At 43.6% G+C, this 26,910-nt stretch carries 34 protein-coding genes; 30 read left to right on the top strand and 4 right to left on the bottom strand.

Going from position 1 to position 26,910, the window contains the following annotated elements:
* Window positions 1-176: 176 nt before the first annotated feature.
* Both AC3WQ3_RS24605 and AC3WQ3_RS24600 read right to left on the bottom strand, forming a co-directional pair.
* Entirely contained in the window at window positions 177-1,784 is a 1,608-nt protein-coding gene (locus tag AC3WQ3_RS24605; RefSeq protein WP_492473943.1) for a response regulator transcription factor, read from the bottom strand.
* A gap of 204 nt (window positions 1,785-1,988) precedes the next feature.
* Window positions 1,989-3,803 (bottom strand): cache domain-containing sensor histidine kinase, encoded by a 1,815-nt coding sequence (locus AC3WQ3_RS24600; RefSeq protein WP_492473942.1) that lies wholly within the window; start codon window positions 3,801-3,803, stop codon window positions 1,989-1,991.
* 185 nt (window positions 3,804-3,988) lie between these two features.
* Here AC3WQ3_RS24600 and AC3WQ3_RS24595 point away from each other — a divergent pair, with 185 nt between their 5' ends.
* The 5 genes from AC3WQ3_RS24595 (at window position 3,989) to AC3WQ3_RS24575 (ending at window position 8,206) form a co-directional block, all read left to right on the top strand.
* The gene (locus AC3WQ3_RS24595; RefSeq protein WP_095289458.1) at window positions 3,989-4,939 is read left to right on the top strand and encodes an ABC transporter permease; all 951 of its coding nucleotides are present in this window, start codon (window positions 3,989-3,991) and stop codon (window positions 4,937-4,939) included.
* Window positions 4,940-4,957: 18 nt separating this feature from the next.
* On the top strand, window positions 4,958-5,830 hold the full coding sequence (locus AC3WQ3_RS24590) for a carbohydrate ABC transporter permease (RefSeq protein ID WP_492473941.1): 873 nt from the start codon (window positions 4,958-4,960) through the stop codon (window positions 5,828-5,830).
* Between the two features lie 176 nt (window positions 5,831-6,006).
* Entirely contained in the window at window positions 6,007-6,663 is a 657-nt protein-coding gene (locus AC3WQ3_RS24585; RefSeq protein ID WP_492473940.1) for a hypothetical protein, read from the top strand.
* Window positions 6,664-6,801: 138 nt separating this feature from the next.
* The gene (locus AC3WQ3_RS24580) at window positions 6,802-7,281 is read left to right on the top strand and encodes a stalk domain-containing protein (RefSeq protein ID WP_492473939.1); all 480 of its coding nucleotides are present in this window, start codon (window positions 6,802-6,804) and stop codon (window positions 7,279-7,281) included.
* Window positions 7,282-7,564: 283 nt separating this feature from the next.
* On the top strand, window positions 7,565-8,206 hold the full coding sequence (locus AC3WQ3_RS24575) for a FusB/FusC family EF-G-binding protein (RefSeq protein WP_336780917.1): 642 nt from the start codon (window positions 7,565-7,567) through the stop codon (window positions 8,204-8,206).
* Between the two features lie 91 nt (window positions 8,207-8,297).
* Here AC3WQ3_RS24575 and AC3WQ3_RS24570 read toward each other — a convergent pair whose 3' ends face one another.
* The gene (locus tag AC3WQ3_RS24570) at window positions 8,298-8,879 is read right to left on the bottom strand and encodes an NAD(P)H oxidoreductase (RefSeq protein WP_336780916.1); all 582 of its coding nucleotides are present in this window, start codon (window positions 8,877-8,879) and stop codon (window positions 8,298-8,300) included.
* 340 nt (window positions 8,880-9,219) lie between these two features.
* On the opposite strand from AC3WQ3_RS24570, the gene AC3WQ3_RS24565 reads away from it, so the two are divergent.
* From AC3WQ3_RS24565 to AC3WQ3_RS24455, 23 genes are all read left to right on the top strand, one after another.
* Window positions 9,220-9,522, top strand: coding sequence for a winged helix-turn-helix transcriptional regulator (locus AC3WQ3_RS24565; RefSeq protein WP_164764330.1), 303 nt, complete (start codon window positions 9,220-9,222; stop codon window positions 9,520-9,522).
* Window positions 9,523-9,580: 58 nt separating this feature from the next.
* Window positions 9,581-10,096, top strand: a complete 516-nt coding sequence (locus tag AC3WQ3_RS24560) for a hypothetical protein (RefSeq protein WP_492473938.1) — start codon at window positions 9,581-9,583, stop codon at window positions 10,094-10,096.
* Between the two features lie 200 nt (window positions 10,097-10,296).
* Window positions 10,297-11,046: a class I SAM-dependent methyltransferase gene (locus tag AC3WQ3_RS24555; protein ID WP_492473937.1), complete on the top strand. Its 750-nt coding sequence runs from the start codon at window positions 10,297-10,299 to the stop codon at window positions 11,044-11,046.
* Between the two features lie 30 nt (window positions 11,047-11,076).
* The gene (locus tag AC3WQ3_RS24550) at window positions 11,077-11,472 is read left to right on the top strand and encodes a contact-dependent growth inhibition system immunity protein (RefSeq protein WP_221805143.1); all 396 of its coding nucleotides are present in this window, start codon (window positions 11,077-11,079) and stop codon (window positions 11,470-11,472) included.
* 80 nt (window positions 11,473-11,552) lie between these two features.
* Window positions 11,553-12,098 carry a GNAT family N-acetyltransferase gene (locus tag AC3WQ3_RS24545; RefSeq protein ID WP_492473936.1) on the top strand — a complete coding sequence of 182 codons (546 nt, stop codon included), beginning with the start codon at window positions 11,553-11,555 and terminating at the stop codon, window positions 12,096-12,098.
* 63 nt (window positions 12,099-12,161) lie between these two features.
* Entirely contained in the window at window positions 12,162-12,704 is a 543-nt protein-coding gene (locus AC3WQ3_RS24540) for an AAA family ATPase (protein ID WP_492473935.1), read from the top strand.
* A gap of 42 nt (window positions 12,705-12,746) precedes the next feature.
* Window positions 12,747-13,655: a serine hydrolase domain-containing protein gene (locus AC3WQ3_RS24535; protein ID WP_492473934.1), complete on the top strand. Its 909-nt coding sequence runs from the start codon at window positions 12,747-12,749 to the stop codon at window positions 13,653-13,655.
* A gap of 155 nt (window positions 13,656-13,810) precedes the next feature.
* Entirely contained in the window at window positions 13,811-14,185 is a 375-nt protein-coding gene (locus AC3WQ3_RS24530) for a hypothetical protein (RefSeq protein ID WP_492473933.1), read from the top strand.
* Window positions 14,182-14,949: a class I SAM-dependent methyltransferase gene (locus tag AC3WQ3_RS24525; RefSeq protein WP_492473932.1), complete on the top strand. Its 768-nt coding sequence runs from the start codon at window positions 14,182-14,184 to the stop codon at window positions 14,947-14,949. The genes AC3WQ3_RS24530 and AC3WQ3_RS24525 overlap by 4 nt, the downstream gene beginning before the upstream one ends.
* Window positions 14,950-15,103: 154 nt before the next feature.
* Window positions 15,104-15,547, top strand: a complete 444-nt coding sequence (locus AC3WQ3_RS24520) for a GNAT family N-acetyltransferase (protein ID WP_492473931.1) — start codon at window positions 15,104-15,106, stop codon at window positions 15,545-15,547.
* A 164-nt stretch (window positions 15,548-15,711) separates the two neighbouring features.
* Window positions 15,712-16,242: an AAA family ATPase gene (locus AC3WQ3_RS24515; protein ID WP_492473930.1), complete on the top strand. Its 531-nt coding sequence runs from the start codon at window positions 15,712-15,714 to the stop codon at window positions 16,240-16,242.
* A 39-nt stretch (window positions 16,243-16,281) separates the two neighbouring features.
* Window positions 16,282-16,647 carry a GNAT family N-acetyltransferase gene (locus AC3WQ3_RS24510; protein ID WP_492473929.1) on the top strand — a complete coding sequence of 122 codons (366 nt, stop codon included), beginning with the start codon at window positions 16,282-16,284 and terminating at the stop codon, window positions 16,645-16,647.
* Window positions 16,631-17,251 carry a bis(5'-nucleosyl)-tetraphosphatase (symmetrical) YqeK gene (gene yqeK, locus AC3WQ3_RS24505; RefSeq protein WP_492473928.1) on the top strand — a complete coding sequence of 207 codons (621 nt, stop codon included), beginning with the start codon at window positions 16,631-16,633 and terminating at the stop codon, window positions 17,249-17,251. The genes AC3WQ3_RS24510 and yqeK overlap by 17 nt, the downstream gene beginning before the upstream one ends.
* 15 nt (window positions 17,252-17,266) lie before the next feature.
* Window positions 17,267-17,815, top strand: a complete 549-nt coding sequence (locus AC3WQ3_RS24500; RefSeq protein ID WP_492473927.1) for a GNAT family N-acetyltransferase — start codon at window positions 17,267-17,269, stop codon at window positions 17,813-17,815.
* Window positions 17,816-17,916: 101 nt separating this feature from the next.
* On the top strand, window positions 17,917-18,462 hold the full coding sequence (locus tag AC3WQ3_RS24495; protein WP_492473926.1) for an HAD-IIIA family hydrolase: 546 nt from the start codon (window positions 17,917-17,919) through the stop codon (window positions 18,460-18,462).
* Between the two features lie 15 nt (window positions 18,463-18,477).
* Entirely contained in the window at window positions 18,478-19,341 is an 864-nt protein-coding gene (locus tag AC3WQ3_RS24490; RefSeq protein WP_492473925.1) for a DUF4085 family protein, read from the top strand.
* 72 nt (window positions 19,342-19,413) lie between these two features.
* Window positions 19,414-19,887: an NUDIX domain-containing protein gene (locus tag AC3WQ3_RS24485; protein WP_492473924.1), complete on the top strand. Its 474-nt coding sequence runs from the start codon at window positions 19,414-19,416 to the stop codon at window positions 19,885-19,887.
* 4 nt (window positions 19,888-19,891) lie between these two features.
* Complete coding sequence (locus AC3WQ3_RS24480; protein WP_492473923.1) at window positions 19,892-20,209, top strand: hypothetical protein; 318 nt, start codon at window positions 19,892-19,894, stop codon at window positions 20,207-20,209.
* A gap of 71 nt (window positions 20,210-20,280) precedes the next feature.
* Entirely contained in the window at window positions 20,281-20,652 is a 372-nt protein-coding gene (locus AC3WQ3_RS24475; RefSeq protein WP_492473922.1) for a hypothetical protein, read from the top strand.
* Between the two features lie 130 nt (window positions 20,653-20,782).
* Window positions 20,783-21,820, top strand: coding sequence for a UCP032817 domain-containing protein (locus AC3WQ3_RS24470; RefSeq protein ID WP_492473921.1), 1,038 nt, complete (start codon window positions 20,783-20,785; stop codon window positions 21,818-21,820).
* Window positions 21,821-21,934: 114 nt separating this feature from the next.
* Complete coding sequence (locus AC3WQ3_RS24465; RefSeq protein ID WP_492473920.1) at window positions 21,935-22,336, top strand: DUF6985 domain-containing protein; 402 nt, start codon at window positions 21,935-21,937, stop codon at window positions 22,334-22,336.
* 42 nt (window positions 22,337-22,378) lie between these two features.
* Window positions 22,379-22,891: a hypothetical protein gene (locus tag AC3WQ3_RS24460; protein ID WP_492473919.1), complete on the top strand. Its 513-nt coding sequence runs from the start codon at window positions 22,379-22,381 to the stop codon at window positions 22,889-22,891.
* Window positions 22,892-23,085: 194 nt separating this feature from the next.
* Complete coding sequence (locus AC3WQ3_RS24455) at window positions 23,086-23,373, top strand: SHOCT domain-containing protein (protein ID WP_492473918.1); 288 nt, start codon at window positions 23,086-23,088, stop codon at window positions 23,371-23,373.
* Between the two features lie 128 nt (window positions 23,374-23,501).
* Here AC3WQ3_RS24455 and AC3WQ3_RS24450 read toward each other — a convergent pair whose 3' ends face one another.
* Window positions 23,502-24,470: a cation diffusion facilitator family transporter gene (locus AC3WQ3_RS24450; protein WP_430198699.1), complete on the bottom strand. Its 969-nt coding sequence runs from the start codon at window positions 24,468-24,470 to the stop codon at window positions 23,502-23,504.
* 341 nt (window positions 24,471-24,811) lie between these two features.
* On the opposite strand from AC3WQ3_RS24450, the gene AC3WQ3_RS24445 reads away from it, so the two are divergent.
* Both AC3WQ3_RS24445 and AC3WQ3_RS24440 read left to right on the top strand, forming a co-directional pair.
* Window positions 24,812-25,489 carry a response regulator transcription factor gene (locus tag AC3WQ3_RS24445; protein ID WP_095360412.1) on the top strand — a complete coding sequence of 226 codons (678 nt, stop codon included), beginning with the start codon at window positions 24,812-24,814 and terminating at the stop codon, window positions 25,487-25,489.
* Entirely contained in the window at window positions 25,486-26,862 is a 1,377-nt protein-coding gene (locus AC3WQ3_RS24440; RefSeq protein WP_492473917.1) for a sensor histidine kinase, read from the top strand. The genes AC3WQ3_RS24445 and AC3WQ3_RS24440 overlap by 4 nt, the downstream gene beginning before the upstream one ends.
* The last annotated feature ends 48 nt before the right edge of the window (window positions 26,863-26,910 follow it).

Genomic DNA, 26,910 nt, shown 5'->3' with positions numbered 1-26,910 from the left:
AAAAGATCGGTTTTCAGTACCGAGAAGATGGGATAAAGCTAGAAATGGAGTAGCGGAGCGTAGGAAGCTACGTGAGCAACGGACATTTCGGCTGAGTTCCATATTCGATGCTGATGATGCCGTTAGGCATGATTCGTAATCAAAAGCGGACTTTTTGAACAACCTCTATATGCTGTTTAATGTTGGTCTCTATATTCCTGGGGAGTAACGCCGAACTGGCGCTTGAACACTTTGATAAAATACGCCGGGTCCATATAGCCAATCTCCATGCTGATTTCATATACTTTTTTGGTGGTTGTGACCAGCTTGTGGCAGGCCCGATCCATGCGCAGGCGCGAGATATATTCACTGATACCTTCGCCTGTTTCGATCTTGTAAATCTTGGACAGATGGGTCGGATGCAGATTGACATGATCGGCGAGCACGCGCAAAGACACATCCAGATGCAGATTCTTATCCGTAAACTCCTGAACCTTCTTGACATACTCGGACCGGATATCCTTGATCTCGTTGGACGTGCCTTCCTTGAGCTTGGCTAGTACGCCGAGCGACCATTTGCGTAATTTGCCGATGGTGGAGAATGCTTCTCCGCTCTGAAGATACTCAATATCGCTGCCCATGAGGCTCGTCATGGTCAGCTTGTTCCGGTGGGCGAGGTTAGTGAATGATGCTGTAATGAGAAAACCAGCCTCCATGCAATGCTCCCACGATTCGGACCATTTTTCATCCAGCTCTGCACAGACGGCGAGTATTTTCTCCTCGGCGGCATCCCATTGTCCACTCTCCAGCAGATGGATGAAGGTGGGAGGGGTGTATAGGACGTCCAGTGGACCTTGCGCTGCAGGGGTCTCCACATCGCTGACCCGCATCACGAATTCGCGTTCGTCTCCGACGATCTGGCGGAAATACGCGGAAGCCTGACGGAAACGAGCGTAGAGCTGGTCCGGAAAGGTGAACCACTCGGTCATGACAATGGAGAGGGAGCCTTTCAGAAACTGTTTTACTTTGGATTGAAGCTGAATGGACAGCTTTTCCAGAATGGTCTCTTTTCCAATATCGTCATTTCGTTCCTTCAGCTGCAGCAAAAACACTACATATCCGTGTTCCTCCTTCACACCCCACACGTGCATAAACTCACCCATAATTTCCTCCGCCATGTTGATGATGGCATACTCGATCAGGGTCTGATCATGACTGTCATAATGTCCGAATTCTTCATCCAACCGAACGAGCATGAGTGCGGCGTCCCCGGCGTGAAAGGGCAGTTCGTAATTGGTGAGTTTCCGCTTCCATTCGCCGGATGAAAACCGGTGCCCCTGCAATGCCTCCAAAAGCAGTCGTCCACGCAAGTGTGGCAGGTTCTCCCGCAAAGTAAACTGAGTCCGACTAAGTGAACTGACGAGCTCCCATTCATTATTCAATTGATCGATGGCCTTCTGCACGGCGCCCATTAATTCATCGTCTGTCGGCGGTTTGAGCAGGTAGTCCACGGCTTCGTACTGGATGGCTTTTTTGGCGTAATCGAATTCGGAATAACCCGATAACAGAATGCATTTTATTTTTTTATCCCGGATCCGGATGCGTTCGATTAGTTCTATGCCCGTCATTTCCGGCATCTGAATGTCCGAGATCACGATATCGATGGGGTGGGTGTCGATCAGTTGTAAGGCTTCATGCGCGGAGTACGCTCTATGTACCTGTTCGATCCCCAAGGTGTGCCAGGGCTTGGTCATGGACAGGTTATCGACCCAGTGTGCTTCATCGTCTACGATCATCATCTGCATACTTCTTCGTCTCCCTTGGTGTTTAATTAAATAAAACTAGAATCTCTGTATTACACGAAGCCACTCCGCAGTCAGAACCATCTTCCGATCGCTGTTATCCCCAGATTTTTTGAATCCCTATATAAAGGGGAAATCCGGGGATAAAGGCGAGCACTTCGTTTCTTCAGATTGCTTCTGCCCGCTCCGTTAATCGTGCAATAAAGATCAACTTATACTAATGTCGGTATCTCGCTCAGAATCTGTATCGTCCTTCGGCAACTCCCAGGTGATCTCGGTGCGGAATCCGCCAAGCGGGGATGGGCCGAATTGAAGGTGGGACTGGCTGCCGAACAGATGCATAATTCGCTGGTTCGTATTCCAGAGGCCGCAGCCCATTTCCTCCTGCAGTGGCTCCTGCATTTTCAGGTTCAGCGCTTCGTACTGTTCAGTGCTTAAGCCGGGGCCATCGTCGTCGATATAGATTTTGCCGAAATCATCCACGCTCTCACCGGTAATCCGAATCTCCCCGGATGAATAGGACTTCGCCACGCCGTGTATGACGGAATTCTCGACCATCGGCTGAAGCATTAAGCGCGGTACAGACTGAGCAAGCATGTCCTCAGGGATATCGATATGATACTCTATTCGTCCATTGCGCAGCTTCTGAATATCCAGATAGTTGATAAGCAGCTTGATCTCGTCCCGAAGCGATGAGGTCTCCCGTTCCATGCGGGTGGTGTACCGATAATACGCACTCAGATTATGCGCCATGGAAACGACGGCCTGCTCGTCCTTCATCTGGGCCATGTTGATGATATAACCAAGACAGTTATATAGAAAATGGGGATTAATCTGCGCCTGCAGCTGCTTCAGCGTCGCTTCTTTGGCTCTAATTTTCTCATGGAATACATTCTCGATCAGGTCTTGAATCTGGTGAGACATATCATTAAATCGATGAAACAGGAATGAGAACTCATTCTGATCCTTGCTGTGCAGCCGTACGGAATAGTCACCGCGCTGCACGCGGCGCAGGCCCTGGATCAGCTTTTTGATCGGAGATTGAATGTTTCTGTACAGCAGAATCGAAGCAGAAATGCCCACGACAAACAGCAGCGTCATAAAGAGATAGAACAAATTTCGGCTGAGCGAAATCGGCTGCAGGATCTGATACAGCGGGACCACGTCAACCAAATGCCAATCCAGATAAGATGATTTGACTGCGCTAACCAGATACTTTTTCCCATTCAGCTTCACAACGTCCTGTGTAGTATCCTCCGGGGAGTGTGTATCCAGATAACGAATAAGTTCCTCCGATAACTGCTTGTCTGCACTGCGATTCAGAATGGGCTCATTGCCCTTGTGATAAAGGAAGGGATCTCCCTGCCCACCTGCCTTGTACGTATCAAGCATGTTCTGAATGTTCTCGTAACTGAAGCTTGCTTCAATGACAAGATTGCTGCCGGTCAACATGCCTGGTTGGGCCAAGGAATCGGTGTAAAACCAGTAAAAGGACTGCATACCCTCCTGCGATTCTGCCCCTTGATCCCCATATGTCCATTGCCCGCTCATATTCCGTTTCAAGTAATCCTCGTTATACCCGGAAGAGCGGTTGTAGTTGGCGATAACATCCTGATTTTGCTGTGAGTATACGGCATACCGGGTGTTCCATATATCCGTGACGCCGGATTGGAGCACCATCTTCTCCTGAATGGCATAGCGGGTCTGCATCTGATCATACCGATCATCCCATATGTTCAGACCGTTAAATGCGCGGACATTGGGATCTCTTGAAAGGATCAGACTGAAATCCATCATCTGATTAATGCGTGAATCAATCTGACTGGCTAGAAACGTGAGCTGTTTCGTATTCGAAATCTGCAGTTCTTTGCTGACCACGTTATAGGTGACGTTGTTCGAGTAGGTATACATAATAATAATCGGGATGAACAGCAACACGATTAAGCAGTTGATTTTGGCAAACAGGCTGAAGCGGGAACGGGTCCTTTTTTCGAATAATATAAAGCGCTTCCATATATGCATAAAAAGTCTCCTTCGTATTCGTGTTCGTGAGGCTGGTATTCACCAGATTCCTAACAAAACCCTATCCGGCCTAACAATGTTATATAGTCAGAGCTCAGAATGGCCTGATACTATTTATAGCAGAGAACCCCATTAACACACAAAACTTTTTTTGGGAACAGGAGAAGGGCACTATGGAGGCTAAAATGGAGGGTCAACGGGTCCCACAGGCGAATGTGGGGAACAAGCTGGAACAGAAGAGAAAGAAACGCTACAAACAGCCGTGGGTACTGCACTTCATGGTGCTGCCGGCGGCCATTATGGTTTTTATTTTTTCGTATATTCCGATGTCGGGTATATTGATGGCATTTCAGGATTACAAGCCTGCGCTTGGGTTCGCGGGTTCGGAATGGGTGGGACTGAAGCACTTCAGGTACATGTGGGAAAATGATTATTTCCTGCAGATTACGTGGAACACGCTGTTCTTTGCCTGCTCCAAAATCATCATGAATCTGATCATACCGTTTGTCTTCGCGCTATTGCTGAATGAGGTACGGAAGATGGCGCTCAAAAGAACCATTCAGACACTCGTGTATCTGCCACACTTCTTGTCCTGGGTAACGCTGTCCGGTATCCTGATCGACATTCTGGCACAGACGGGCATTCTCAATCAGTTCCTTGTCTCGGTGTTCGGCATCAAGCCGATTTTCTTCCTGGGGGACGGTAACTGGTTCCGGTTTACGATCATTGCGAGTGATGTCTGGAAAGAGTTTGGTTTCAATACAATTATCTTCCTTGCGGCATTGTCCGGCATTAACCCTTCACTGTACGAAGCAGCTGAAGTGGATGGGGCGGGACGCTGGAAGCAGACGATCTATATCACGATCCCGGCGCTGATTCCTATCGGAATCGTAATCGCCACACTGGCCCTGGGGAATGTGCTTAATGCCAACTTCGACCAAATCTTCAACTTATATAGTCCATTAATCTACCAGCAAGCGGATATCATCGATACGTTCGTGTATCGTGAAGGTCTGCTGAGTGGGCAGTTCAGTTTCGCTACCGCGGTGAATCTGTTCAAATCGGTCATCAGTCTGATCCTCATCGTGATCTCCTACCGACTGGCCTACCGGTTCGCCGGATACCGAATTTTCTAGAAAGGATGATGACGAGTCATGTATCATAAAACGTTACCCTATCGCATTTTCAGCATCTTCAACAATGTGTTCCTGACCATCCTTTCGGTGCTCTGCCTGCTGCCTCTTTATCACTTGCTGATGGTATCGCTTAGCGCGTCCGCACCTGCGAATGCCGGTCTGGTGACGTTCTGGCCGATTGGATTTACGCTTGAAGCATATGCCAAGACGTTCGATAACGCCAATTTTCTGTCCTCTCTGTGGGTGTCCGTGGAGCGGACGGTGCTGGGAACAGGGCTTGCACTCATCGTGAATACGATTGCTGCCTATGCGCTCTCCAAGGAGACACGTGTGTTCCGGGCACGCAACCTCTATCTGTGGTATTTTGTTGTCACGATGCTGTTCAGCGGGGGGCTCATTCCGGGCTATATCCTGATTCTGAAGCTCGGGCTGATGAACACATTGTGGGCACTCATTTTGCCGGGCTTAGTGGCGGTGTTCAATATCATCCTGCTGCTGAATTTCTTCCGCACGGTGCCGAAGGATCTGGAGGAGGCTGCATTTATCGATGGAGCAGGACACTTTCAGTCGTTTATCAAAATCTACCTGCCTGTCTCCGTGCCTGTGATCGCCACCGTCTCTCTGTTCATGATGGTTGGTCATTGGAACGCATATTTTGACGGGATCATCTATATCCGTGATTCGGAAAAGCTGCCACTCGCGACATTTATGCAGACGATCATCGTGCAGGCCGACATGACCAAGCTTGATCCGGAAGCAATTGCTAACCTGTCGCAGCGGACGATTCGGGCATCACAGATCTTTATCAGTGCGCTGCCGATCCTGCTCGTGTATCCGTTCCTGCAACGGTACTTTGTAACGGGGATTGTGGTGGGGGCAGTGAAGGAGTAGCCGCGTGAAGCGGATGGAATAGGGTTGTGAAAAGGGAGTTGCTGAACTGGCCTGAAGCCAGGGAGGTGACTCTTTTTGTTGTGGAAAAGAAGTATATTACCTTTATTTGAATAAAATGGTACTATGGGAAATGATTCTGAGCGTGAGTCATTCGTTAATAGGGAGATGGAGATAAAGTGAAGAGAATTATGGTTGTTACCCTTGCTTTGACGTTATTAAGTGCATCCATGGCTTTTACAGCTACAAGTGCACCAAAAAAGATCGACATATTATTTAATGAAAAAGAGCTAAAGACTCAAGCAGATGCAGAAGCCAGAATTATTGATGGTCGTGTGTACATCCCGGCCAACATTCTTCGAGGTGCGAGATTTTCAGTAGAGTATAAAAACTCAACACTCCATCTGGTGAATAGTTATTTTCTCTACACGAGAAATTTAATGGAGATGCATGTGTTGAATCATGTTTTTACAACTCGGTTCAATAAAATCGACCAGGAAGTGGTTCATATTCTGGGCAAAGTGATATTAGAAGAGCCAGTGGACTTCTCAAGATTACAACAGAACATAGAGGAAGCTGAATCGAACATCGGTATCCGTCCAGAGGTATTTACTCCAGTACAAGACTATAATTCCTTTGATTTTTCTCCTGCCAGGGAAAGTGTGGAAGCATATAAAAAGGCAAGTCGTGAGTTAATAGCTTATGTGGATACCGGAGACAAGGAAAGGTTGAAGTCTTTTTACCAAGAGAGAAAACAGGCACTTGAGTATTATGATTCGTATACAAATGTGTATGATCTAATTTTTAAAGCGAGTTTTACTAGTGCAGTAAGATAGTAACACATCAAGGAATATCACACACGAAAGGATTTGAGGGAAGCAGAAGGAGGCAGACTTTCCTGACATTTTGAGCATCGTGAATACGAGAACGTTATGGAAGTCAGGGAAACTCACTAAATTTGAGGAGATTATAGAATGAAAAAATCAATATTAATCATCATTGCGATTTTTCTATTTATTACTAATGCCAATCCAATAAGTGCCGAAGCTCATCAAATCGAGGTAAAGATTGACGAACAGGCATTCCAGTTAGTAGAAGGAACTGATTATATCATCTCTGCAGGTCATATACTGGTTTCGCCAGTCTATATCATTAGTGTGCTGGATTTCACTGTGCCTGCTAAAGGGATCTGGTGGGATAACAAAGCTAAAAGTGTAACTTTTGCATATGTAGACATAGATGATTACCCCAAGCCAAGGTTAACCTTCAAGGTTGGAGAAAGTCATTTTACCGAGTTTGACAAGCAAATTGAATTAAAGAGTAAAACCGTAATGGTGGATGGTAGAGTTTATTTGCCGTTAAGAGCCATTAGTGAAGCATATGGCAAAGAGATTCATTGGGAATCCAATAACGGCCAGAGCATGGTCAGAATTACCACGCAGAATCAGCAGTGAGCGATACAAATTGCGATGAATTGGAACGAATTCCGTTGCCCATACAATCCCAATCCTGTTATAATTCAGGTACATCTATCGCATTGGGGGTTATACCGTGGCAATATTGGCAGTGCCGGATTGCTCGTTCGCTAGAACGGCCTTACGCAAAGCCTGATTAGGGGCGGACTTTGTGTAGGGCGCGACGAGAAGAACATCGATCGCCCTGAAAGCAACATAATGTTTCATCCCGCAGGCTTTGCACCTTATTTGTTTTACCAATAAAAATAAGGGGCTGAAAGCCATGCAAACACCATTTATTCAAAATCATCAATTCAATGTGATTACAAAACAAGCCAATTTCCTGCTCAAAGCGCTGCGTACAGTCGCGGATCGCAAAGTCCTGGAAACCGTCCGTTATACGGCCGTAACGAATGCTATAGAAGTCTTCGATGAGCTGACTGCCGAACAGAAGCAGTTGTTGGAGCAGTTATCTACCTACGAGGCTGCGCATGAGCTGCAGGATTATCTGGACCGGTTGGAAGGATTCCTGATTCCATTCCCGCAAGTGTCGGCGAAGCAGATTCAGAAGCTGTTTCCGAAGGCGAAGAAGCTCAAGCTGCCTGATCTGGAAACGGTCGATTTCGCACGTACGACCTATCTGAGATGGACGGATATTGCTACCAATCGCCTGTTCATTGTGTACCCGTACGAAGAGAAGTTTCTCGGCATCGAGGGACGGATTACGGCTACGAACAAAAAAGGGTACTGCATGTTCTGCAATCGCCATCAGGAGCTCGGATTCTTCAACGTGAAGACGAAGGGCCATTCGCCGGATAACTTGGCTTCCATTGGCCAGTACGTATGCATGGATAGCACGGTTTGCAACCATAGCATCACTGACGTCACCATGCTGGAGAAGTTCCTTCTTTCGACAGTAAAATAATGCTTAGAACAGACAGGGTCGCTCTTCGGAGCGACCTTTTTGGGTTGATTATGCGTGTGCGTCTCGTTTCTATAACCCGACTTGCGTATGGTTAGCGTATGTCCTTGTCATATTTCCGTCCCAATTGATACGCCTGGTTAAGCAGGTTTTCATAGTGCTCGGGCTTGGCATCCAACGTCTCGTACAGAAATTCAACGCTGGAGTTAGAGACGCCGCAGTAATCTGCAATACCCACGTTGAGCAGGTTCGTGATCGATTCATCGTAGTTTCGTTTCTTCATCTGGTCTTCCGTCACGCCCGAAAGCGCAATCCACCAAATCTTATGATGGTGAAGCTTATTCGAACCGTAGGCAAACCCGTTGTTCATGACACGATCCACATACCCTTTCAGCATGGCTGGCAGATGCCACCACCAGAGAGGAAACACAAAAGCCACAGCATCATGCTTCTTCAATCGCTCCATCTCCGTTCTAACCTCAGGGGAAAACATTTGATTCGGTTGGGTGTAATCTGGTTCATCCATGCCTTGGAGAATAGGATCGAAGCCAATTTCATGTAAGTCCAATATCTCAACTTCGTGACCAGCCTCAGTAAGACCTTGCACAAAACGATCGGCGGCCTGAAATGTAAGGGAATCTTTCCGCGGATGCGACACAACAACTAATACGTTCATGTTATATTTCACTACCTTTCTACAAGCGCTTGTTTGGTAGCCACGCTTCATGGCTGATGCTATTATAAACAGGGATGATATATTCTGGAAGAACGCACTTTGAAGTTCTATAGGAAGATTGAAGTGCTATAGGAACATGAAAGTACCCTAAATAGTACCCTGAAATTGTGCCTTATTGTGGGCTGAAATAATACATGGAAAAGAAGGAAATAGCTATGTTTTTATCTTGGATGTAGTCTTTGGATATAGTCTGATGAAGGAGAGATATACGTTGACAGAAGACCATAAAGCTGGCGCTCCCAAAAAGTATAAAGTAGGTGTCGAGGCGGCCTTGGAAGTGATGGGCGGAAAATGGAAGCCTCTGATTATTTATCACTTGATGACAGGAAGAAAACGCTCATCAGAGCTTAGGAAGCTGATACCTGAAATTACGCAGAAGATGCTGACGACGCAGCTAAGAGGTTTGGAAAAAGATGAGATTGTGCAAAGAAAGGTCTATTCGGAGGTTCCCCCTAGAGTGGAATATGAGTTAACAGACTACGGTTGGGGATTAAAACCGGCCTTGGACCATTTGTGTTACTGGGGGGAAGAGCATCTGGATAAGGTGTACGGGGATAAGTCCAAAGTGTTGGAGGAATTTTGAATCTCCGGTGAATTGAAGAGTTAAATACGAGCTGGGGACAGGAAAGGAGAATGAAGTAATGAAAACAATAGAAGAATTCCTAACAAGCGATTGGTACAAAAAGGTTACGGCTGAACTTGTTCAGCTTAAACCAGATATCAAGTTTGTTGAACATGCCAATTATGAAGCAGAGTTCTTAATGGATTCCTTTAGAGAACGGATGTATACTCTACACGGCTTCGGCATCTCGTCTCCAACAGAGGAAGAATGCGTTCAGTGGATCATGGAGCAATTGGCCCAGGACAAGGAAAATATTATGTCTTATGTTGTTGCTCGTCTAACATTCAGTGAGCAGCTGGAAGATGACCCGGATGGGGAATTTCGGGAAGGTGAGGAGCTTGATGAGGGGGATAAATCTGAAGTAGTCGAGATATTGGGTTTTACAAGATCAGTCATCGCTGACACCGTTATTGAATATGATCTGGTCAAAAATCATCCCAAACTGTTAACCGGATATTTCAAACGTACACGAATTCCAGGTGCAGCTAAATTCTCATCCCAAATTAAAAAAGTATACGCTTCAATCAAGAACTAAACCTAAACCGAGCAGCTGCACACATATTTGAGCGAGAAGTTACATTCGTTGTGTAGTTCCTGAAATTTGTAAACGTAGTCATTACAATTTATAGTTTTTCTCTTTTTTACTTCCAATGATTTGTTATGTTACGGACAAACTCGTGCACAACGAATAGTCAATGAACTACCAGTTATCATGATATTAGAGGAGGTCACCGAATGAACAAGCATGGTGTTTATGAGACAAACAGCTTGTATTGGAATACTCAAGGAAATGACTTTTTAGAAGCCATTGTACTTCCCTTGTATGGCGCATTCACCTCAGAAGATAAATGGCGACTATTTGGCGATGTTTCAGGAAAGAAAATGCTAGAGATCGGGTGTGGAAATGGTCAATCCTTGAAATACCATGGGGATCGCAACGCAGCTGAGTTATGGGGAGTGGATATCTCAGAGAAACAGATTGAAAAGGCGAAGCAGCATTTGTCGGCATACGGCCTTTCCTCAACATTAATCTGTTCCCCTATGGAAGAGGAGTGCGGCATACCTGTCCAATATTTTGATTTTGTCTATTCGATTTATGCCATAGGCTGGACAACCGATCTTGAAGGGACGTTCTCCCGAATTGCTTCTTATTTAAAAAAAGACGGCATTTTTATATTCAGTTGGTCTCACCCCATACATAAATGTATTGTTGAAGAAAATAATCGATTTATATTTAACAAGTCCTACTTCGATGAATCCTGGTATTCGGTATCGCCTGATTTTGTTCGGGGTGATCTCATCTTATCGGATCGCAAATGTTCAACCTATATCAATGCATTGGCTAGAGCAGGGTTTGTGATCGAACAAATGATTGAAGAAACCGACAATGAGATACTGCAAGAGCATGATGGAAGTAAGAATCATCTCGCAAACAGAGCGAAGGTAATTCCCGTAACTTTTGTTATAAAAGCCAGAAAACTTTAAGAGTTGATTAAGTTAACGGAGTGAGAAAGAATGAGGCAAATAGATTATACGAAGACCCTTGACGAACTTGAAGGAGGGAGTTGGGGTGAACCGGATTTCAAATCTGGATTAGTGATTCATGCACATGCATTAAGAAAGAAACCACTCTGTGAGTTCAGTAATGAAGATTTGAGACTTTTAATATTACAAGAGATCAGCTTGGATTTCCTTTTGCCTCTGGCGCTTGATCGGTTAGTGGAAAATCCGTTGGAATCAGGAGATTTATATGTTGGTGATTTATTATGCTCCGTACTTAAAGTGGATAGAAAATATTGGGAAAGTAATATTGAATTAAAAATAGAATTAAGTGAAGTAATAGAGCATTATGAGAATGCCAGAGAAATCGTTGATAAACATATTAACAATTACAGAAAGAGTGGCTGGTAGTTGTATGTTGAAACATGCTAAATCTCATCACATTAATTTCACGCATCGGCACCGCACTTTAGATTGAAGGAGAAGCAATCATGTTCAAAATTAAAATAGATGATTTCTTATACTTATCGCTACTGGAGACCAAAGATGCAGCTGAATTGTTTCATCTAATCGATAGAAACAGAGAGCATATTGGGAAGTGGTTGAAGTTTCCCAGTATGACTGTAGAGATGGAGGATTCAAAGGCCTTTATAGAAGGAACACGTATGAGATACGCCAAGGATGAAGGTTACTGGTTAGGGATATGGAGTGAGGATCACCTAGTGGGTTCTATTGGCTATTTATATTTGGATCAAGAGAATAAGAAAACGGAGATTGGGTATTGGTTAGGTCAAGAATTTGAGGGGAAAGGATTTATTACGAAGTCCATTAAACTACTTATTGATTACGCATTTGACGAACTTCAATTCAACAAAATTGAAATAGGAGCAGCCGCAGATAATGTCAAGAGCCGTGCAATTCCAGAAAAATTAGGATTTACACATGAAGGAGAACTAAGAGATTACGAGTATATCAATGGAAGGTTTCTGGATAGAGTAATCTATGGCCTAAAAGCAGCTGAATGGAGAGCGAAATAGTTTTTAATGAAAAATGCTGCTAGTAAATATTGATCCAAACCATCTCGGAAAAGGAGTGATCATATGATCGTTATGATTAATGGAGCGTTCGGTTCCGGCAAAACCTCGGCAGCAAAGATGCTCCAACCCTTGATTAACAGTAGTATGATATACGACCCTGAAGAAATAGGTTATATGGTCAGAAAACTCATTCCAGAGGAATGTAGGGAAGAGAATGAGCGCACGGATGATTTTCAGGATATTGAACTATGGAGAGTTCTAACCGTGAAGACGGCTGTAGAAGTAAGGCGGAAATATAACAAACACTTAATCGTTCCTATGACCATTTATAAGGAAGAGAACTTTAACCACATCTATAACGGATTCAAAGCCATTGACGAAGAGTTATATCATTTTTCGCTTGTGGCTACTGAAGAAACGATATACAAGCGGTTAGCTAAACGCGGAGATGAATTTGGAGGCTGGCAGTATCAACAAGCGCCGAAGATTGTTCATGCTCTGAAGGATGATAAGTTTGGGATACACCTAATAACGGATCATCTTGAAACTAGTGAGGTTGTAGATATCATATTGACGAAGGTAGACCAACATCATAATTATACCTAGTTAACTGATAGATAAAAGTGAAGAATGGTGGTGTGAGTCTCCTTGCTCAACTTACAGAAAACGGAGAATACAACATTCAATGAACTGAATGATTATGTTTTACGGGTTAAAAATGAGATATCTGCTACAGCAGCTGCAACCTGCATTATTCATCATGACCGAATCGTGAATGAATGGTACTCAGGAGTACATCGTAATTTTAGAGGCAGTCGATTAGTGGATGAGGAATCTCAATTTCATGTGGCATCGGTCCGAAAGACATATTTAGGACTTGCCATCAGTCTTGCCTTATATGAAGGGAAGATTTGCAGCATAGATGATGATGTTGCCATCTATTTGGATGATGTGGATACCGTGGTAGTGGGAAACACAACGATAAGACATCTGCTAACACACACCCATGGTTTAGGTGATCTCCATCATCGATTGTTTTTGCCAGGGACGGACTGGAAATACAATAATGTTGGAGTCAATCTGCTCATTAAGATCATCCGAAAATTATATCATATGCCATTATCTCAACTACTTGAAGAACGTGTATTTACGCCCATGGGTTTTAGTCATACCGGTTGGAGAAAGGAACCGAATGAAAAGTTAGTCTGGCTCAATGAACAATATAAAGATAATCAAGGCGATGAAGCCAACTTATTTGTGAGTACCAAGGAATTGGTATACTGGGGTTATTTGCATTTGAAAAGGGGCGCCATGCATGGGCAGCAAATACTGCCGAGAGAAGTTTTTGAGCAAGCAACGACAATCATTAGTCCTCCAGATCTCGAACGCCAATTACCGAGAAATGGTTTCTTTTGGTTTGTGCAGGATGAGCCGCGTGCTTCGACGGAACTCGGGGATGAGCTTCCATCCGGTTCTTTTCAAATCTTGGGCATCACCGGTTGTGCCTGTCTTGTCATTCCGAAGTATAGAACGGTAGCAGTAAGAATGTATAATTAAACCGGGCCCAATCCAGCAGGGTATGATTATTTAGAGGATATCAAAACATTTGGAAATCTGGTTAACAAATACGCCCAAGAACTATAATCCCTGGAAGTTGATCTACAGAAGCATACAAGTACATAGCCAGTAATCGAAAGGAGGACAGTCCTATTATGGAAAACGTACCAGAACGAATTCAATCGCAATCCATACAAGCCCTCGAATCAACCATCCGGAAATCCGAAAATGCCTTAACGCAGATGACTCAGAAAGGGGCAAATACAACTTTAATAGAAAAGAGACTTAAGGCTCTCCGTATTGGTTTATCTATGCTTGAACATGTGTGGCAACACAAACCTCATCCATATACCTCCGGAGATCTGATTGAAACTCGCAGTGTTCTTACGGGTTTAATGCCATCCATTGACAACTCACTTGCTAAGGCTAAGGAAGGTAGTCCTCAGAGAACTCTTCTAATAAGGAGAATCCAAGCATTGGAACTGGCTGTTCAGGCGATGGATGATCTAATGAGGGAGGAACACCAGTGAACAGTTATTATGGAGAACTTTGCACGAAGATATATGAAAGTGACAAATCGTTAGCAGAAGGCAGAGAGCTTGATTTTTACCTTTCGTTTGTAGACAGAACAGATATGCGTGTGCTTGAACCCATGTGTGGAAACGGAAGAATGCTGATCCCTTTTATGCAGCGTGGAATACAGATAGAGGGATTTGATATATCCGAAGATATGCTGAAGGTATGTAGAGAAAAAGGTGACCGATTAAATCTGAAGCCTCATGTATATTATCAAAAGATTGAAGATTTCGTAAGCTCCGACCAGTTCGATTTGATTATGATCCCATTTGGATCGTTCTCGCTGCTTCCCAGTGAGTTAGTGAACCAAAGCCTGGCCAATCTGCAATCTGCGCTTAAGGCTGATGGGAAACTTCTATTGACGATTATGTTAAAAGGGAACGACGTGGAAGAGATTCCAGAATGGATAGAAACGGATCGCAAGGTTGTAAACGATGAATTAATTGTCTTATCCAAAAAAGTTCAGTATCGCAAAGAACAATCCATGCTCGTAACGGAGCTGAAATATGAGTTAGTCAAAGACGACAAAATCGAAAAGACCGAGGTGATGAATTTCCCTCTTCGTTTGTATGATATGAGGGAGTTTGAAGATATTCTTAGGACAAATGGTTTTCAACATATTCATTTGCATGAAGTGAAGGATGGGTATGGGGAAGGCACCTATTTTCATGTGTTTGAATGTTCCTTGTCTGATCTTAGCCAGGAGCAACTTAGATAATCATGTATTATGGTCAAAAGATTTGAAAGGAGTGATGTGGTATGAAAAACATGAATTCGAGCAGCATTGACAGTGATCTAAGAGGTGTTTGGATTTAACGCAGGGGGAATGATGAAGTGATTCCTCTGCGTAATTTAGGTAGGAGGAATCTAATATGGAAATTAGTCTGAAGCCTGTAACCGTTGACAACTGGTATAGTTGCACCCAATTGGAAGTAGCGGAGGATCAAAAACAAGTATTCCCGGCCCCGGTCGTATACTGGATTGCTGAATCCAAGTTTGTCCCTGAATTTCAACCCATGGCGATATATTTCGGTGCAATTATCATTGGATTTCTTGTGTATTGTACAATACCGGATCATGAAGGAAACTACTGGATACCAGCTCTAATGATTGATGGACAATATCAAGGAAAAGGTTATGGAAAAGAATCGATGAAACAATTGACTGCATTAATGAGAGAATCATTGAACTGCCAGAAAATTATGATAGGACATAGAGCTGAAAATGCTGTTGCAGGTCATTTATATGAATCTCTGGGATTTAAAAGAGTGAGTGAAGAATTAATCGACGGTGAAGTGGTTCGTGTTCTAACTTAAACGAAGGATTAATGATCTGAGAATTCAAAGGTTGTTGATTAGAGAGGTTAAAGAAGTGAGCACGTAGATCTCCTTAAGATAAGAGTCATCTAAGGGAGATCTGCATTGTGAATGCGATAAAGAATAACGAAACACATTAAGCTGAAAAATTGGGAGATTACAAAATGAGTAAAAGTCTATACATCATATCTGGACCCGCAGGAATTGGAAAATCCACAACGTCAAAAATGCTAGTTCAAACTTTAAATAAAAGTGCGTATATTTCTGGAGATGAGGTTAGTCATATCCCAGTGAAAGGACGGGGTAAACCCTGGTTAGACAAAGAAACAAACGACTTAACATGGAAAAACATATCCTCTTTGACATTGAATTTAATAGATTATGGTTATGATGTAGTTGTTGACTATGTGGCTTTTCCAGAAGACATCGATGGATTGATAAAAGAATTAGCAAATTATGATGTGAGAATAGTCTATGTGGTACTAATGGTGGATCGTCAAACGATTATGTATAGAGACAGTTTAAGAGCAGCTGCAAATCAAATGAAAGAAAGAAGCATAACACTGCTCAATGAATTTGAAAACAACTCCAATCTAAAAGAAGAGAATAAATTATATACGAGCAATTATACGGAAGACCAACTACCTGAGATCGTTCATGAAATTATTAATAACGATAAGTACAGATTGAGATGATTTGAGTTCGAGGTTTAGCCCACTTAAGGAGGTATTTCATTGTCCATTCCTAAATTGCTGGTTCGTGAAGCCGTGAAAGAAGATGTACCATTTTTGATCGAATTGAATGATCAATTTAATGGAGTTCGTCGAAGCCGGGAAGAGGTGGAAACGGACCTTTTAAATGCAAGAGAAGTTATTGTAGTAGCTGTAATGGAAGAGCGAGTCGTTGGATTTGCATGCGGACAGATCTATAAATCGTTCTGCTATGCAGAGCATCAGGCTGAGATCACTGAAATGTACATACAAGAATCTGCACGCATGAATGGATTGGCCGGAATGATGATTGAACGACTGGAAGGGATTTTTAATCATTCAGGAGCTAAATTAACGTATAGGTGGTCAAAACATGAATCCAATTCTTAAGCCATATGTATTGAATGTGGAATTATCCAGTGATCTAAGTCAAAATATTCATTCATTCTTCGAGGCACATAATGATCCAGAAACCCTGAAACACATATTAGACGTTGCCGCAGAAGCAAAGCGAGTAGCTGGATTATTTGGAGCAGACCCTGAAAAGGCAGAACAAGCAGGATTATTGCACGATATTAGTAATGTGGTTCCAGTAAGTGAAATGCTAAATCTGGCAAAGGCATTATCGATAGAAATCATGGATGAAGAATATAAGTATGATAGAATTATTCACCAAAAGTTATCCAAAGCTATGGCAAAAGAAATATTTCATATCAACGATCCAGAAATACTAAGTGCAATCGAAAGTCATACCACGTTTAAACCACAAGCTAGTTTACTGGATAAAGTTCTTTTCATTTCAGACAAGATATCTTGGAATTTACCAGGAGAGCATGGTTACCTGCAAGAGATACGAGATAAAGTAAATGAATACAAACTCAATGATGGAATACTCATCTATCTGAACCAAGTATGGGAACAACGTTCCAAGCTTAAATTAGTACATCCCTGGCTTATAGAAGCAAGAGAAGAATTAATGGATATGAATAGATAATGAAAGGAGAAGGATATGCCTCAATTTCCCGTATTAGAGACAGAACGGTTCGTACTAAGAGAGATTAAACAAGAAGATTCAAGAGAGATATTTCGTTATTTTTCTTCAGATGAAGTGACGAGGTTTTATGATGTGGAGAGTTTTACGAGTGTTGAACAAGCGGAAGAACTCATTCAAAGATGGAATGATCGATTTAATCAAGAACAGGCCATTCGCTGGGGAATTACGTTGAAATCGGAGAACAAGGTGATTGGCACATGTGGATTTCATGGTTGGACGAAAAATCATTACAAAGCTCACATAGGCTATGAATTAGCACCTGAGTATTGGGGACAAGGGTATATAACCGAGGCGATCCGACGAATCATTGAATTTGGATTTAGTGATCTTGCATTAAACCGAATTGAAGCCTATGTAGAGCCAAAGAATACGGGATCCAGAAAGTTGCTTGAGAATATTGGATTCAGAGAAGAAGGAATTTTAAAGGAACATTATTATTGGAAGAATCAGTTTGTGGATACGGTTATCTATGCTCTATTGAAGAAGCGGTTTCTACATCCTTAATTTCTTCTGTTGTATTCCTTGGAAAATCAGCATGAACGCCATTAAGAAATGCAAAAATAACATGATTTTATTCCGGTAGTTAACGGAGAAGGGAATAAACCATGCTCAAACCAAATTTGGACATACAAGCTGTATTTATGGACAGAGATGGAACCATCGGTGGCACAGGCCACTTTATTCATCCTAGAGATTTTGAATTATACCCTAATGCACAAGAAGCTATAGCTCTTCTGAAGAAAAATGGAATCAAGGTATTTGCTCTTACGAATCAGTATCGGATATCGCGTGGAGAGGCAACGATCCAGGAGTTTGAAGAACAATTTAATGAATACGGATTCGATCAATCCTATATATGCCCACATGAACAAGAATGCGGCTGTCGAAAACCTAAACCGGTGATGCTGTTAGAGGCTTCACAGCAACACCATTTAGATTTATCAAGATGTATCGTTATTGGTGACGTAGGCGATACGGATATGCTTGCAGCTCACGCAGTAGGAGCCATGAAGGTTCTTGTAAGAACAGGCTGGGGGGAATCATCATTAACAACGTATAGAAACAAGTGGGCGGAAATGGAACCTGATTACATAGCAGAAGATATTTTAGATGCAGTTTATTGGATCATCCGAGCCAAACTGAAGAATTGATATAGGAGAGTGCTTATGAAATATCTTACAAAAGATTGGTATGAACTTTGCCAACGCACACATCTTCACTTTGGTATGCGAGTACACAGCGGAGCCCAACAAATGGACGAAGAGCTTTATCTTCGATTATATAAAAGAAAAGAAAAAGAGCATGTAAAGTTTGAACGCGATGTTTACAATGTTGATCCCCGTTTCATGCTGGAGCAGGATGGTGCGGTTCTTGTGCGTGCGGAGAAATTTATTAGTGGGGATGAGGTATCGGAAGAGGATACGATGGTTTATCATATGCCGACTGAGGAAAGAGAGCATATAGAGAAGTTAATTGCAGATTACGATGTGAGGCCACCTTTTGACGAGTTAGGCAGCAAACAAGAATTTAAAAGTAATCTGGAATGGAACTGCGAAAACAAGATTGTACAACTACCGAAAGAAATCTATGACCAAATTGCGGATATCCGTGTATTTTCCCTGGGTTATTGCACTAAAGAGGTCCTGCAACAGTTGAAAAAACAGAGCAAATTAAATGAGGCTCAAATGCAGCTGATCTCGAAGGAGTATAGAGAGGCACAGCAAGCTGAACCTATTCCTGAACATATTCGTAACCAGATCCATTTTCATGATTGCACCGTGACGGAATTGGTCTCGGATTTGGACTTGGTCATTCGATTCGATACCCGAGGAGGGTTCACGAATTTAAATAAGATTACGTTTATTTCACCTGAGATCATTAAGCAAGAAGGAAATATCGTCGGTAGGTACTGGCTCTATCAAGAACTGTATTGTATCGAAAATGGATATGAACTACATATGCTTTTTGATGGTGAAGAAATGTCTGAACTGATTATTCAGTGCCAGGATATTGTTGTAGAAGAAGAGTGACGACATAACGAATGGAGATTGTCTGCACCTGTAGCATTGTATTAACGGTGTCTAGAGGGAGGTACAGCATTTATGAGCATGTCTGATTACTATAAGAACCTTAGAGCTAAGATTGGGAATGAGCTCATATTTATGCCAGGTGTAGCTGGTATTATACGAAATGAACATGGTGAGATCCTCTTTGGGCGTAAACACAATGAATCTACATGGGGGTTAATTGCTGGTGCGATTGAGATTGGTGAAACACCGGCACAAGCGATGGTCAGAGAAGCATTGGAGGAGACAGGTCTTGTCATTCAGCCCGAAAAAATCATTGGTGTCTACGGCGGGAAAGATCAACGATTTACATATCATAACGGTCATCAAGTTGAATATTTAACCATTGTATTTGAATGCAGAATCCAATCGGGACAATTAACATTAAATAATGAAGAGATGAAGAATTTGCAATTTTTCAGTGAGCAGGAACCTCCACCTTTAGCCAATCATTACCCGGATTATATTTTTAGTTCCACTCAAGAAGAACGAGCGCATTTTGATAGATAATCCAATGAACTTATTTGCTAAGAAAATGGTTGGAATCGAATTTGAATGGACGATCAGTACGTTTGGTTACTTATCCATTCCGGTGTTTATGACAGGCATTGTGGTTTATTTCTTTCCCGATATTCTTTATAAACTATTTGTTCTGATGAGATATAGAGGAATAAAACCGAATAGTGAATTTGAAGAAAACCTGCCGAGCACAGATATCCCTAAGACGATCGAAGTGATATTCAAAATATTAGGATGCATCATGGTAATTATGGGTTTCATATGGTTCTGGTTTTCAGAAGAATTTTATCGATTGTGGTTTGAAGAATACTAACCGATTTGCACCAATAAAGTATAAGGAGAAGAAACTATATTTAGATGCGGGGATGTGAATTGGTGATATTGGTGTCTTCGATATTGTTTTCTGTCCTAATTCTGATTGTCATTCTCTTTCAAGTGGCACTCGCTGCAGGTATGCCGTGGGGAGAGGTAGCGATGGGTGGGAAGTTTCCCGGGAAATATCCTACAACTATGCGTTATTCCTGTTTGCTGCAGATCACTATTCTCGTATTCATTGGTTTAGTTGTACTGAGTAGAGCGGGTATGCTATTGCCTGAGTGGTCTTCATTTGCAAATACAGCAATTTGGTTTATTGTTGGGTATCTGGTGCTGGGAACAATCCTAAATCTCATAACACGCAGCGTGTGGGAACGAAGAATCTGGGCTCCGGTAACGCTATTGCTTCTTATAACGAGTTTGATTATTGCCTTATCATAACAATGAGTAGCTAAACCAAGGGCCCTGGCATGTATGCCTAAGGGCTCTTTAATATATTCGAATCGTCATTTATACTAATGGTAGTTTCACCCATACATAGAAATGAACTACGGAGAGGAGAGGCACTATTATGCCTATCTACTACTACATTGCAGCAGGATTATTGGTGGTTGCAGCCTTGGTGATTCGGCGCAGGATCAGGATTTTTCGTTCAAAAGGAAGACGCAGAAGGCACACGAGAGTTACGTATAGACGCAAAAAATTACCTTTGAATCTGGGACTGCGTGATGACATTTCTTACGATAAAACCGTTCAACAATTGGAGAAGAGCTTTAATAAGCATTTTTCGAATAAACTAAAGCTCCGTATGGAGCAGGAATATCCTCATATGAAAAAGCTGGAGTATCGTTGGAAGCTGCTCGAACTTAAAAGATACTTCGTTATGGCTTCTCTGTTGAAACAGGTCCCGATGTTTAGCGATGAGGTAGACGAGTTATGGCACGAAATGCTGATGTTTACCAAATCCTATGCTGATTTTTGTGCAGAATTTATGGGTTCTACGGTACATCATGAGCCGGCAGTTACCCGCCGTGAGAATCCAGGTGCACGTGCATGGTTTGACTGGGTATACTGTCAATTATTCGAGTTCACTCCATATAGCTCGGCAATATGGGGCGAGTTCTTCAGCTACCCGATATCCGGTGAACTGCAGACACTGATCGCTCAGGGGGATCGAACTGAATTGGTGAATCGATTTTTCCATACGAGACGCATGCAGGAAGATCCTGAAGCAGCACAGGTCATTTCTTATTTGATGGATAAGCTGCAGAGATCGGCAAGTCTAAACGAACAAGAGCTATCCCTCGAATCCTCGAGTACGGTCGATGTGGCTCTTATCATGGCGAGTGCCATGGTGTATCACTCGATGCATCATGAGGCAACGTACGGAGTGCACATGGGCCGTCTCGAACAGGAACTTATCCCACCGGAAAAGGCAGCCCAAGGAGCTTCGTCAAGCAGCAGTTGTTCAAGCAGTTCAAGCTGTTATGCCGATCATTGTAACGACAGCAGTGGATCCTCTGGAGATTCCGGGTCATCTTCGGGTTCGTCTTCCGATTCTTCCTGCAGCTCATCCAGCTGCTCATCTTGTGGCGGAGGCGGAGATTAATGAAGGAGGGATCGTATGACGGATAGATTTCATTTGGAACGTGTCGACATAGAAGACCCAGCAGATGAGAATCGGGTGTCTGGCTACGGGATGCTTGAGCTGTTCTAATCCGAGGTGGAGTATCGATTTAATACGGAAGACATCAGTTTAGAAGAAGCAGAGTGGTATATCCAAAATGTGCTGAATCGCTTGCCGGACGAAACGGTTAACGACATATGCAACCGGGCATATGAATGGAAAACAGAGAAAATGTCAAGTGATACGATGGACTACCCTGCAGGCTTGGCCGAAGTGGGGGGCAGGGGGATTCTCGCGTTCATGGCGGTTGGCGAAGTTGAACTTTATCGGAATCCAGCTAATTCGGATGATCAGATCTTGGGAGCCATACTAGGTGGCAGCACGGATTGGGACACGGAGAATGGTATGGAGATTGTTATGCTTGGTCATCAGGTTCTTGAAGTACGTGAGTATTTGGGGTATGGCGAATTTGCCATCTGGACTGAATCGGATGAGTAGTAATGGTTATAAGGGGTGAGCAGAATCGGAAATACCATTTCAATGCCTGAACATGTTGTACCAGTGATCGAATCTATCGGAATGTCCAATGGGTTAACATCAGTGTTTATAGAAGTGCTCTCCATCAGTGGCTCGATGCTAGCCAGGACGAACCGTGAGAGGGAAATGACCATCTGGTTGGCCCAGAGGGATCAGTCTGTCGTGGGCATCGGAACGGTTGGCTTCGACATCGATGAGATGCCTTGGTCCATAGATACCTTTGAAGAGGAAAAGGATTTTATGCTCCGCATGATTGCATATGCAATTGCTGAAAGGGGGTGGGAGAAGTTAAGTTATAAACCGCGCAAAGAGTCGCTCATACCCTGCTTGGAGCAATTTCAAACGATGATTCATGCGTTCTATAGAGACGACGTTAATCTGGACAATTATCTGGAGTGGTCCGAGACTGAAGAGGATGATGATCAACCGACAATCCCGTCAGGATACCCTAAATGCGAAAATCATGAAGTGTACTTGACTTGCTATGGCTGCATTTTATGTAATAATGGAAGTTAGAGACCTTCTGCCAGTTGGTTAGAGCTATCACTTTTGTTATGGAGAGAGAACAAAAGAATAAGAACTAGGTTCGAACGTGGAAGAATGAGTAACGAAGAATATAAAGAACAGGCCAAGAGATTCAAAACAAGCTTCGCAATTAACATCAGTTATCTCGTCAATAAGAAAGTACATAATGTTTGGGAGGGATTGTTTTGAAAGCATTGTCGACCATTGGGGTCGTGTTGTTCACATTAACATTTTTTGCGATATTCAGTTTAGGGCCAGAAGATCCAGATAATGCCGCATTCTTGGCGCTGTTAACCATGTTGTATGCAATCCCTTTTTCAATTGTTGTTTTGGTTAGAGCAAATAAATTAAAGAAGCCGCCCGTTAATGTTCATGAACAACTTTTGCAATTAGGTGAGTTGAAGGAAAAAAACATCATAACTGACTTTGAATTTGATCAAAAGAAACAGAAACTACTCTCTAAGTACAAGTAATCCAGAAGTTTTGGTAGATTAGTGCTCGGGCCAACGGATAACAGAAGACAGATATACACAAAACAAAACAGGGCATTCCCTCGAGGGAATGCCCTGTTTTTAATTTACTGCTATATCTTGCACCATTCTCAATGGTGATGATGTGCGTGCGCATCGGGTGCGTCGCCTTTAACCGTGCATAATACTGAACTGTCGTGCAGGTGCTTCTCGGACTCCACCTGCAAGGTGACATGCTTGATATCTTTGTGCTCCAGCATATGTTCAATCTTTTGCACAAGCGTTTCAGCTTCATAGATGGTCAATGTTCCATCGACCACAATATGAGCGGTCAGTGCATTCAGGTTACTTGTGATGGACCATACATGCACATCGTGAACGCCATGGACACCGTCTACTTTTTTAATCGTTTGCACAAGATCATTGACATCCACATTCGCCGGAGTACCTTCCATTAAGATATGCAGGGAAGACTTCGTTACGAAGAACCCGCTTCGCAGCACCAGCACGGCCACGATTACACTTGCGAGTGGATCTGCCCAGCCCCAGCCGAAGAACATCATTAGCAGTGCTGCCGCTATGGCCCCGATGGACCCAAGCATATCGCTGATGACATGCAGGTAGGCACCTCGCATATTGAGGTTATTCTCCGTGTCGCTGCCGCGCATCATGATCCAGGCAACTAGAATGTTCACGAGCAATCCAACGATGCTGATGATCAGCATGCCGACCGTGGCTACTTCCGGCGGATGGATGAAGCGGCCGATTGCTTCGTAAAAGATGTACAGGGAGATGGCAATTAAGGTAATTCCGTTTAAGGTAGCAGCCAAAATCTCAAATCGTCTGTATCCGTAGGTTTTACCAGTATTCACTGCCTTTTCCCCAAAGGTAAACGCCAGTAAGGCAATTCCCAGAGCGACTGCGTCTGACAGCATATGTCCTGCATCGGAGATGAGGGCCAGACTGTTGGTCACAAAGCCGCCTACAGCTTCTACGATCATGTACAGCGTAATGATAATGAAGGAAAACAGTAGCACTTTCTTGTTATTGGGATGAGCATGTTGGTGTCCATGGTCGTGATTGTGGTGATGTCCGGACATACGAGATCCTCTCCTTTGGAGCATGGCTCCGTTATGTAATAATGATGATTGCTATTGTGGCTTAGGGTATCCCTTGAATGAATCTAATTGATCAAATGAATATATGAACGTTCGTTCATATGTTATGGTTTTATTATAGATGTGCCTAATAATAGTGTCAACCAGATTCAAACAAATATAAACACGAAAGCATTGCTTCCTGTGGTGTGTGCTGGCGAACGCTTTGGCTTTTGTGCTACCATCTGTGCAGGATCCATGTGCGGAAGTACTCGTAACAAACTTCAAACCAATGGATATGATCATTATACATTCAACTTAGAAATAGAGGGGCGGACAACGATATGAAACACCTGCTTCTGGCGGACGATGACGCCAACATTAGAGCACTCCTTCGGCATGTCATGACCAAAGAGGGGTATCAGGTGCATGAAGCGCAGGATGGGATAGAAGCGGTCAAGCTAATCAAAGAAACACCGATTGATCTGGCGATCCTGGACGTTATGATGCCAGGCATGGACGGACTGGAGTTATGTGATTTCATCCGGCAGCAGTATGACATACCGATTGTGCTGCTAACGGCAAGGGACCAGCTATCCGACAAGAGGGAGGGCTATCTGAAAGGCACGGATGAATACGTGACGAAGCCGTTCGAACCCGAAGAGTTGATCTACAGGGTCAAGGCCCTGTTTCGCCGTTATCACCGCACGTCAAGTGATATCATTCGCATGAATCGCATAGTGATTGACCGGAATAACGTGGAGGTATCTGATGGTCAATCCATTCTGTTTTTGCCCATGAAGGAGTTCGAGCTGCTCTCCCAGCTGGCACAATATCCAGGTCGATTATTCTCGCGAGATGAATTAATTAGACTTGTCTGGGGCGCAGATTATGAAGGGGATGACCGTACGGTGGATGTGCACATCAAGCGGTTACGTGATCGGTTTGCCGATTATACAGATGACTTTGTCATTCATACGGTACGGGGGATCGGTTACAAGATGGAGGTGAAAACCCGTTGAGGACTTTGTATGTTCGAGTCTTCCTCATTACGATCGCTGTCATTGTGGTCAGCGGCATGCTGGGTTTTCTTTTATCCAATATCTATTATCATGCGAAGCTTAAGTCCTTCAATGACGAGAAGCTGGTCGGCATCGCCATGCAAATGAAGCAGTTTGTGGAGCGGGAGCCAGACATGATGCAGCCGTATCTGGACAACGCCGCAGCTCTCGGTTACGAGATTTATGTGACAGATGGCAAGGGGAATGATGAATTCTACGGTAGCGATTTTCGCGAGAAGGATCTGGACAAGCGAGCTGTAGATAGGGTGCTTGACGGTGAGGTCTACCATGGTGTTGCCCAGTTTCCAAGCAAACCCTTCATCACGGGTTTCTTTGACAATCAGTTAAGCAATACCGTTGGTGTTAAACTACAGATCGGAAATACAAGCTATGGCCTGTTTATGCGCCCGGACGTCATTTTGCAATTCGGCGAACTGCGTATCTTTTTTGCCCTGATTGGGGCGCTTACGGTAGGTATTAGCATCTTGATCTTTCTAATCAGTACTCGCTACTTGGTCAATCCAATTGAACGTCTGTCGGAGGCGACCAAGCGTATTGTACAGGGGAACTATAATCTGAAATTGCCCACGAAGAGGCGGGATGAGATTGGACAGCTGGCTCAGCACTTTATGACCATGAGTCGTGAACTGGAGCGGGTAGATCAGGCGCGTCAGCAGTTTGTATCAAACGTCTCGCATGAGATTCAATCGCCACTGACCTCGATCCAGGGATTTGCCCAACTGCTCTCCAATCGGGATCTTCCTGAACAGGAGAGGGAGCACTATGCATCCATTATTGAGGAAGAAAGCCGTCATCTCTCGTTGCTCAGCAAACAGCTGCTTCTGCTGTCATCCCTCGAACAAGGCCAAGAAGATCTGACCAAAGAAGAATTCTCTCTGCGCGATCAATTCCGTCAAGCCGTTCAGGTGCTGCAATGGCAGCTGGAAGAAAAGGAACTGCTGCTCCGGATATCGGTACCCGAATCCATCCAGCTGGTTGGGAATGAAGTACTGCTCATGCAGGTATGGATGAATCTGCTGGGCAATGCAGTGAATCATCTTCCGCAAGGAAGAAGCATTGAGATCCGAGCAGAGCAGACCGATACTCATTGTGTAATCCAAATTCGGGATACAGGAGACGGGATTGCGGCAGAGCATCTGCCATTCCTGTTCGATCGTTTCTATAGGGTGGACCGTGCACGGGAGCGTTCTTCCGGTCGAACCGGGCTTGGGCTGGCCATTGTGCAGAAAATTGTCCGGATTCATGACGGTACAATTGAAGTTTCCAGTTCGTCCGAAGGTACAACCTTCACTGTGACTCTTCCGCAGATGTAATCTGTTATTCATTTGCCGTTCATTTTCACCTCCTATACTTGGTTTATC

It is taken from the genome of Paenibacillus sp. FW104-T2 (genome assembly GCF_058789975.1).
The sequence above is the reverse complement of the archived record's forward strand: the minus strand, read 5'-3'. Positions and strand labels throughout refer to the sequence as shown.

Excerpts from the sequence above, each read along its gene's own strand:
- AC3WQ3_RS24490 (WP_492473925.1), top strand. The coding sequence starts at position 18,478 with ATGAAATATCTTACAAAAGATTGGTATGAACTTTGCCAACGCACACAT.
- AC3WQ3_RS24560 (WP_492473938.1), top strand. The coding sequence starts at position 9,581 with ATGAAAACAATAGAAGAATTCCTAACAAGCGATTGGTACAAAAAGGTT.
- AC3WQ3_RS24590 (WP_492473941.1), top strand. The coding sequence starts at position 4,958 with ATGTATCATAAAACGTTACCCTATCGCATTTTCAGCATCTTCAACAAT.
- AC3WQ3_RS24460 (WP_492473919.1), top strand. The coding sequence starts at position 22,379 with ATGCCTGAACATGTTGTACCAGTGATCGAATCTATCGGAATGTCCAAT.
- AC3WQ3_RS24445 (WP_095360412.1), top strand. The coding sequence starts at position 24,812 with ATGAAACACCTGCTTCTGGCGGACGATGACGCCAACATTAGAGCACTC.
- AC3WQ3_RS24500 (WP_492473927.1), top strand. The coding sequence starts at position 17,267 with ATGCCTCAATTTCCCGTATTAGAGACAGAACGGTTCGTACTAAGAGAG.
- AC3WQ3_RS24485 (WP_492473924.1), top strand. The coding sequence starts at position 19,414 with ATGAGCATGTCTGATTACTATAAGAACCTTAGAGCTAAGATTGGGAAT.
- AC3WQ3_RS24580 (WP_492473939.1), top strand. The coding sequence starts at position 6,802 with ATGAAAAAATCAATATTAATCATCATTGCGATTTTTCTATTTATTACT.
- AC3WQ3_RS24595 (WP_095289458.1), top strand. The coding sequence starts at position 3,989 with ATGGAGGGTCAACGGGTCCCACAGGCGAATGTGGGGAACAAGCTGGAA.
- yqeK (WP_492473928.1), top strand. The coding sequence starts at position 16,631 with ATGAATCCAATTCTTAAGCCATATGTATTGAATGTGGAATTATCCAGT.
- AC3WQ3_RS24515 (WP_492473930.1), top strand. The coding sequence starts at position 15,712 with ATGAGTAAAAGTCTATACATCATATCTGGACCCGCAGGAATTGGAAAA.
- AC3WQ3_RS24530 (WP_492473933.1), top strand. The coding sequence starts at position 13,811 with ATGGAAAACGTACCAGAACGAATTCAATCGCAATCCATACAAGCCCTC.
- AC3WQ3_RS24565 (WP_164764330.1), top strand. The coding sequence starts at position 9,220 with ATGGGCGGAAAATGGAAGCCTCTGATTATTTATCACTTGATGACAGGA.
- AC3WQ3_RS24480 (WP_492473923.1), top strand. The coding sequence starts at position 19,892 with ATGAACTTATTTGCTAAGAAAATGGTTGGAATCGAATTTGAATGGACG.
- AC3WQ3_RS24520 (WP_492473931.1), top strand. The coding sequence starts at position 15,104 with ATGGAAATTAGTCTGAAGCCTGTAACCGTTGACAACTGGTATAGTTGC.
- AC3WQ3_RS24605 (WP_492473943.1), bottom strand. The coding sequence starts at position 1,784 with ATGCAGATGATGATCGTAGACGATGAAGCACACTGGGTCGATAACCTG.
- AC3WQ3_RS24470 (WP_492473921.1), top strand. The coding sequence starts at position 20,783 with ATGCCTATCTACTACTACATTGCAGCAGGATTATTGGTGGTTGCAGCC.
- AC3WQ3_RS24575 (WP_336780917.1), top strand. The coding sequence starts at position 7,565 with ATGCAAACACCATTTATTCAAAATCATCAATTCAATGTGATTACAAAA.
- AC3WQ3_RS24545 (WP_492473936.1), top strand. The coding sequence starts at position 11,553 with ATGTTCAAAATTAAAATAGATGATTTCTTATACTTATCGCTACTGGAG.
- AC3WQ3_RS24495 (WP_492473926.1), top strand. The coding sequence starts at position 17,917 with ATGCTCAAACCAAATTTGGACATACAAGCTGTATTTATGGACAGAGAT.
- AC3WQ3_RS24600 (WP_492473942.1), bottom strand. The coding sequence starts at position 3,803 with ATGCATATATGGAAGCGCTTTATATTATTCGAAAAAAGGACCCGTTCC.
- AC3WQ3_RS24570 (WP_336780916.1), bottom strand. The coding sequence starts at position 8,879 with ATGAACGTATTAGTTGTTGTGTCGCATCCGCGGAAAGATTCCCTTACA.
- AC3WQ3_RS24550 (WP_221805143.1), top strand. The coding sequence starts at position 11,077 with ATGAGGCAAATAGATTATACGAAGACCCTTGACGAACTTGAAGGAGGG.
- AC3WQ3_RS24450 (WP_430198699.1), bottom strand. The coding sequence starts at position 24,470 with ATGTCCGGACATCACCACAATCACGACCATGGACACCAACATGCTCAT.
- AC3WQ3_RS24540 (WP_492473935.1), top strand. The coding sequence starts at position 12,162 with ATGATCGTTATGATTAATGGAGCGTTCGGTTCCGGCAAAACCTCGGCA.
- AC3WQ3_RS24555 (WP_492473937.1), top strand. The coding sequence starts at position 10,297 with ATGAACAAGCATGGTGTTTATGAGACAAACAGCTTGTATTGGAATACT.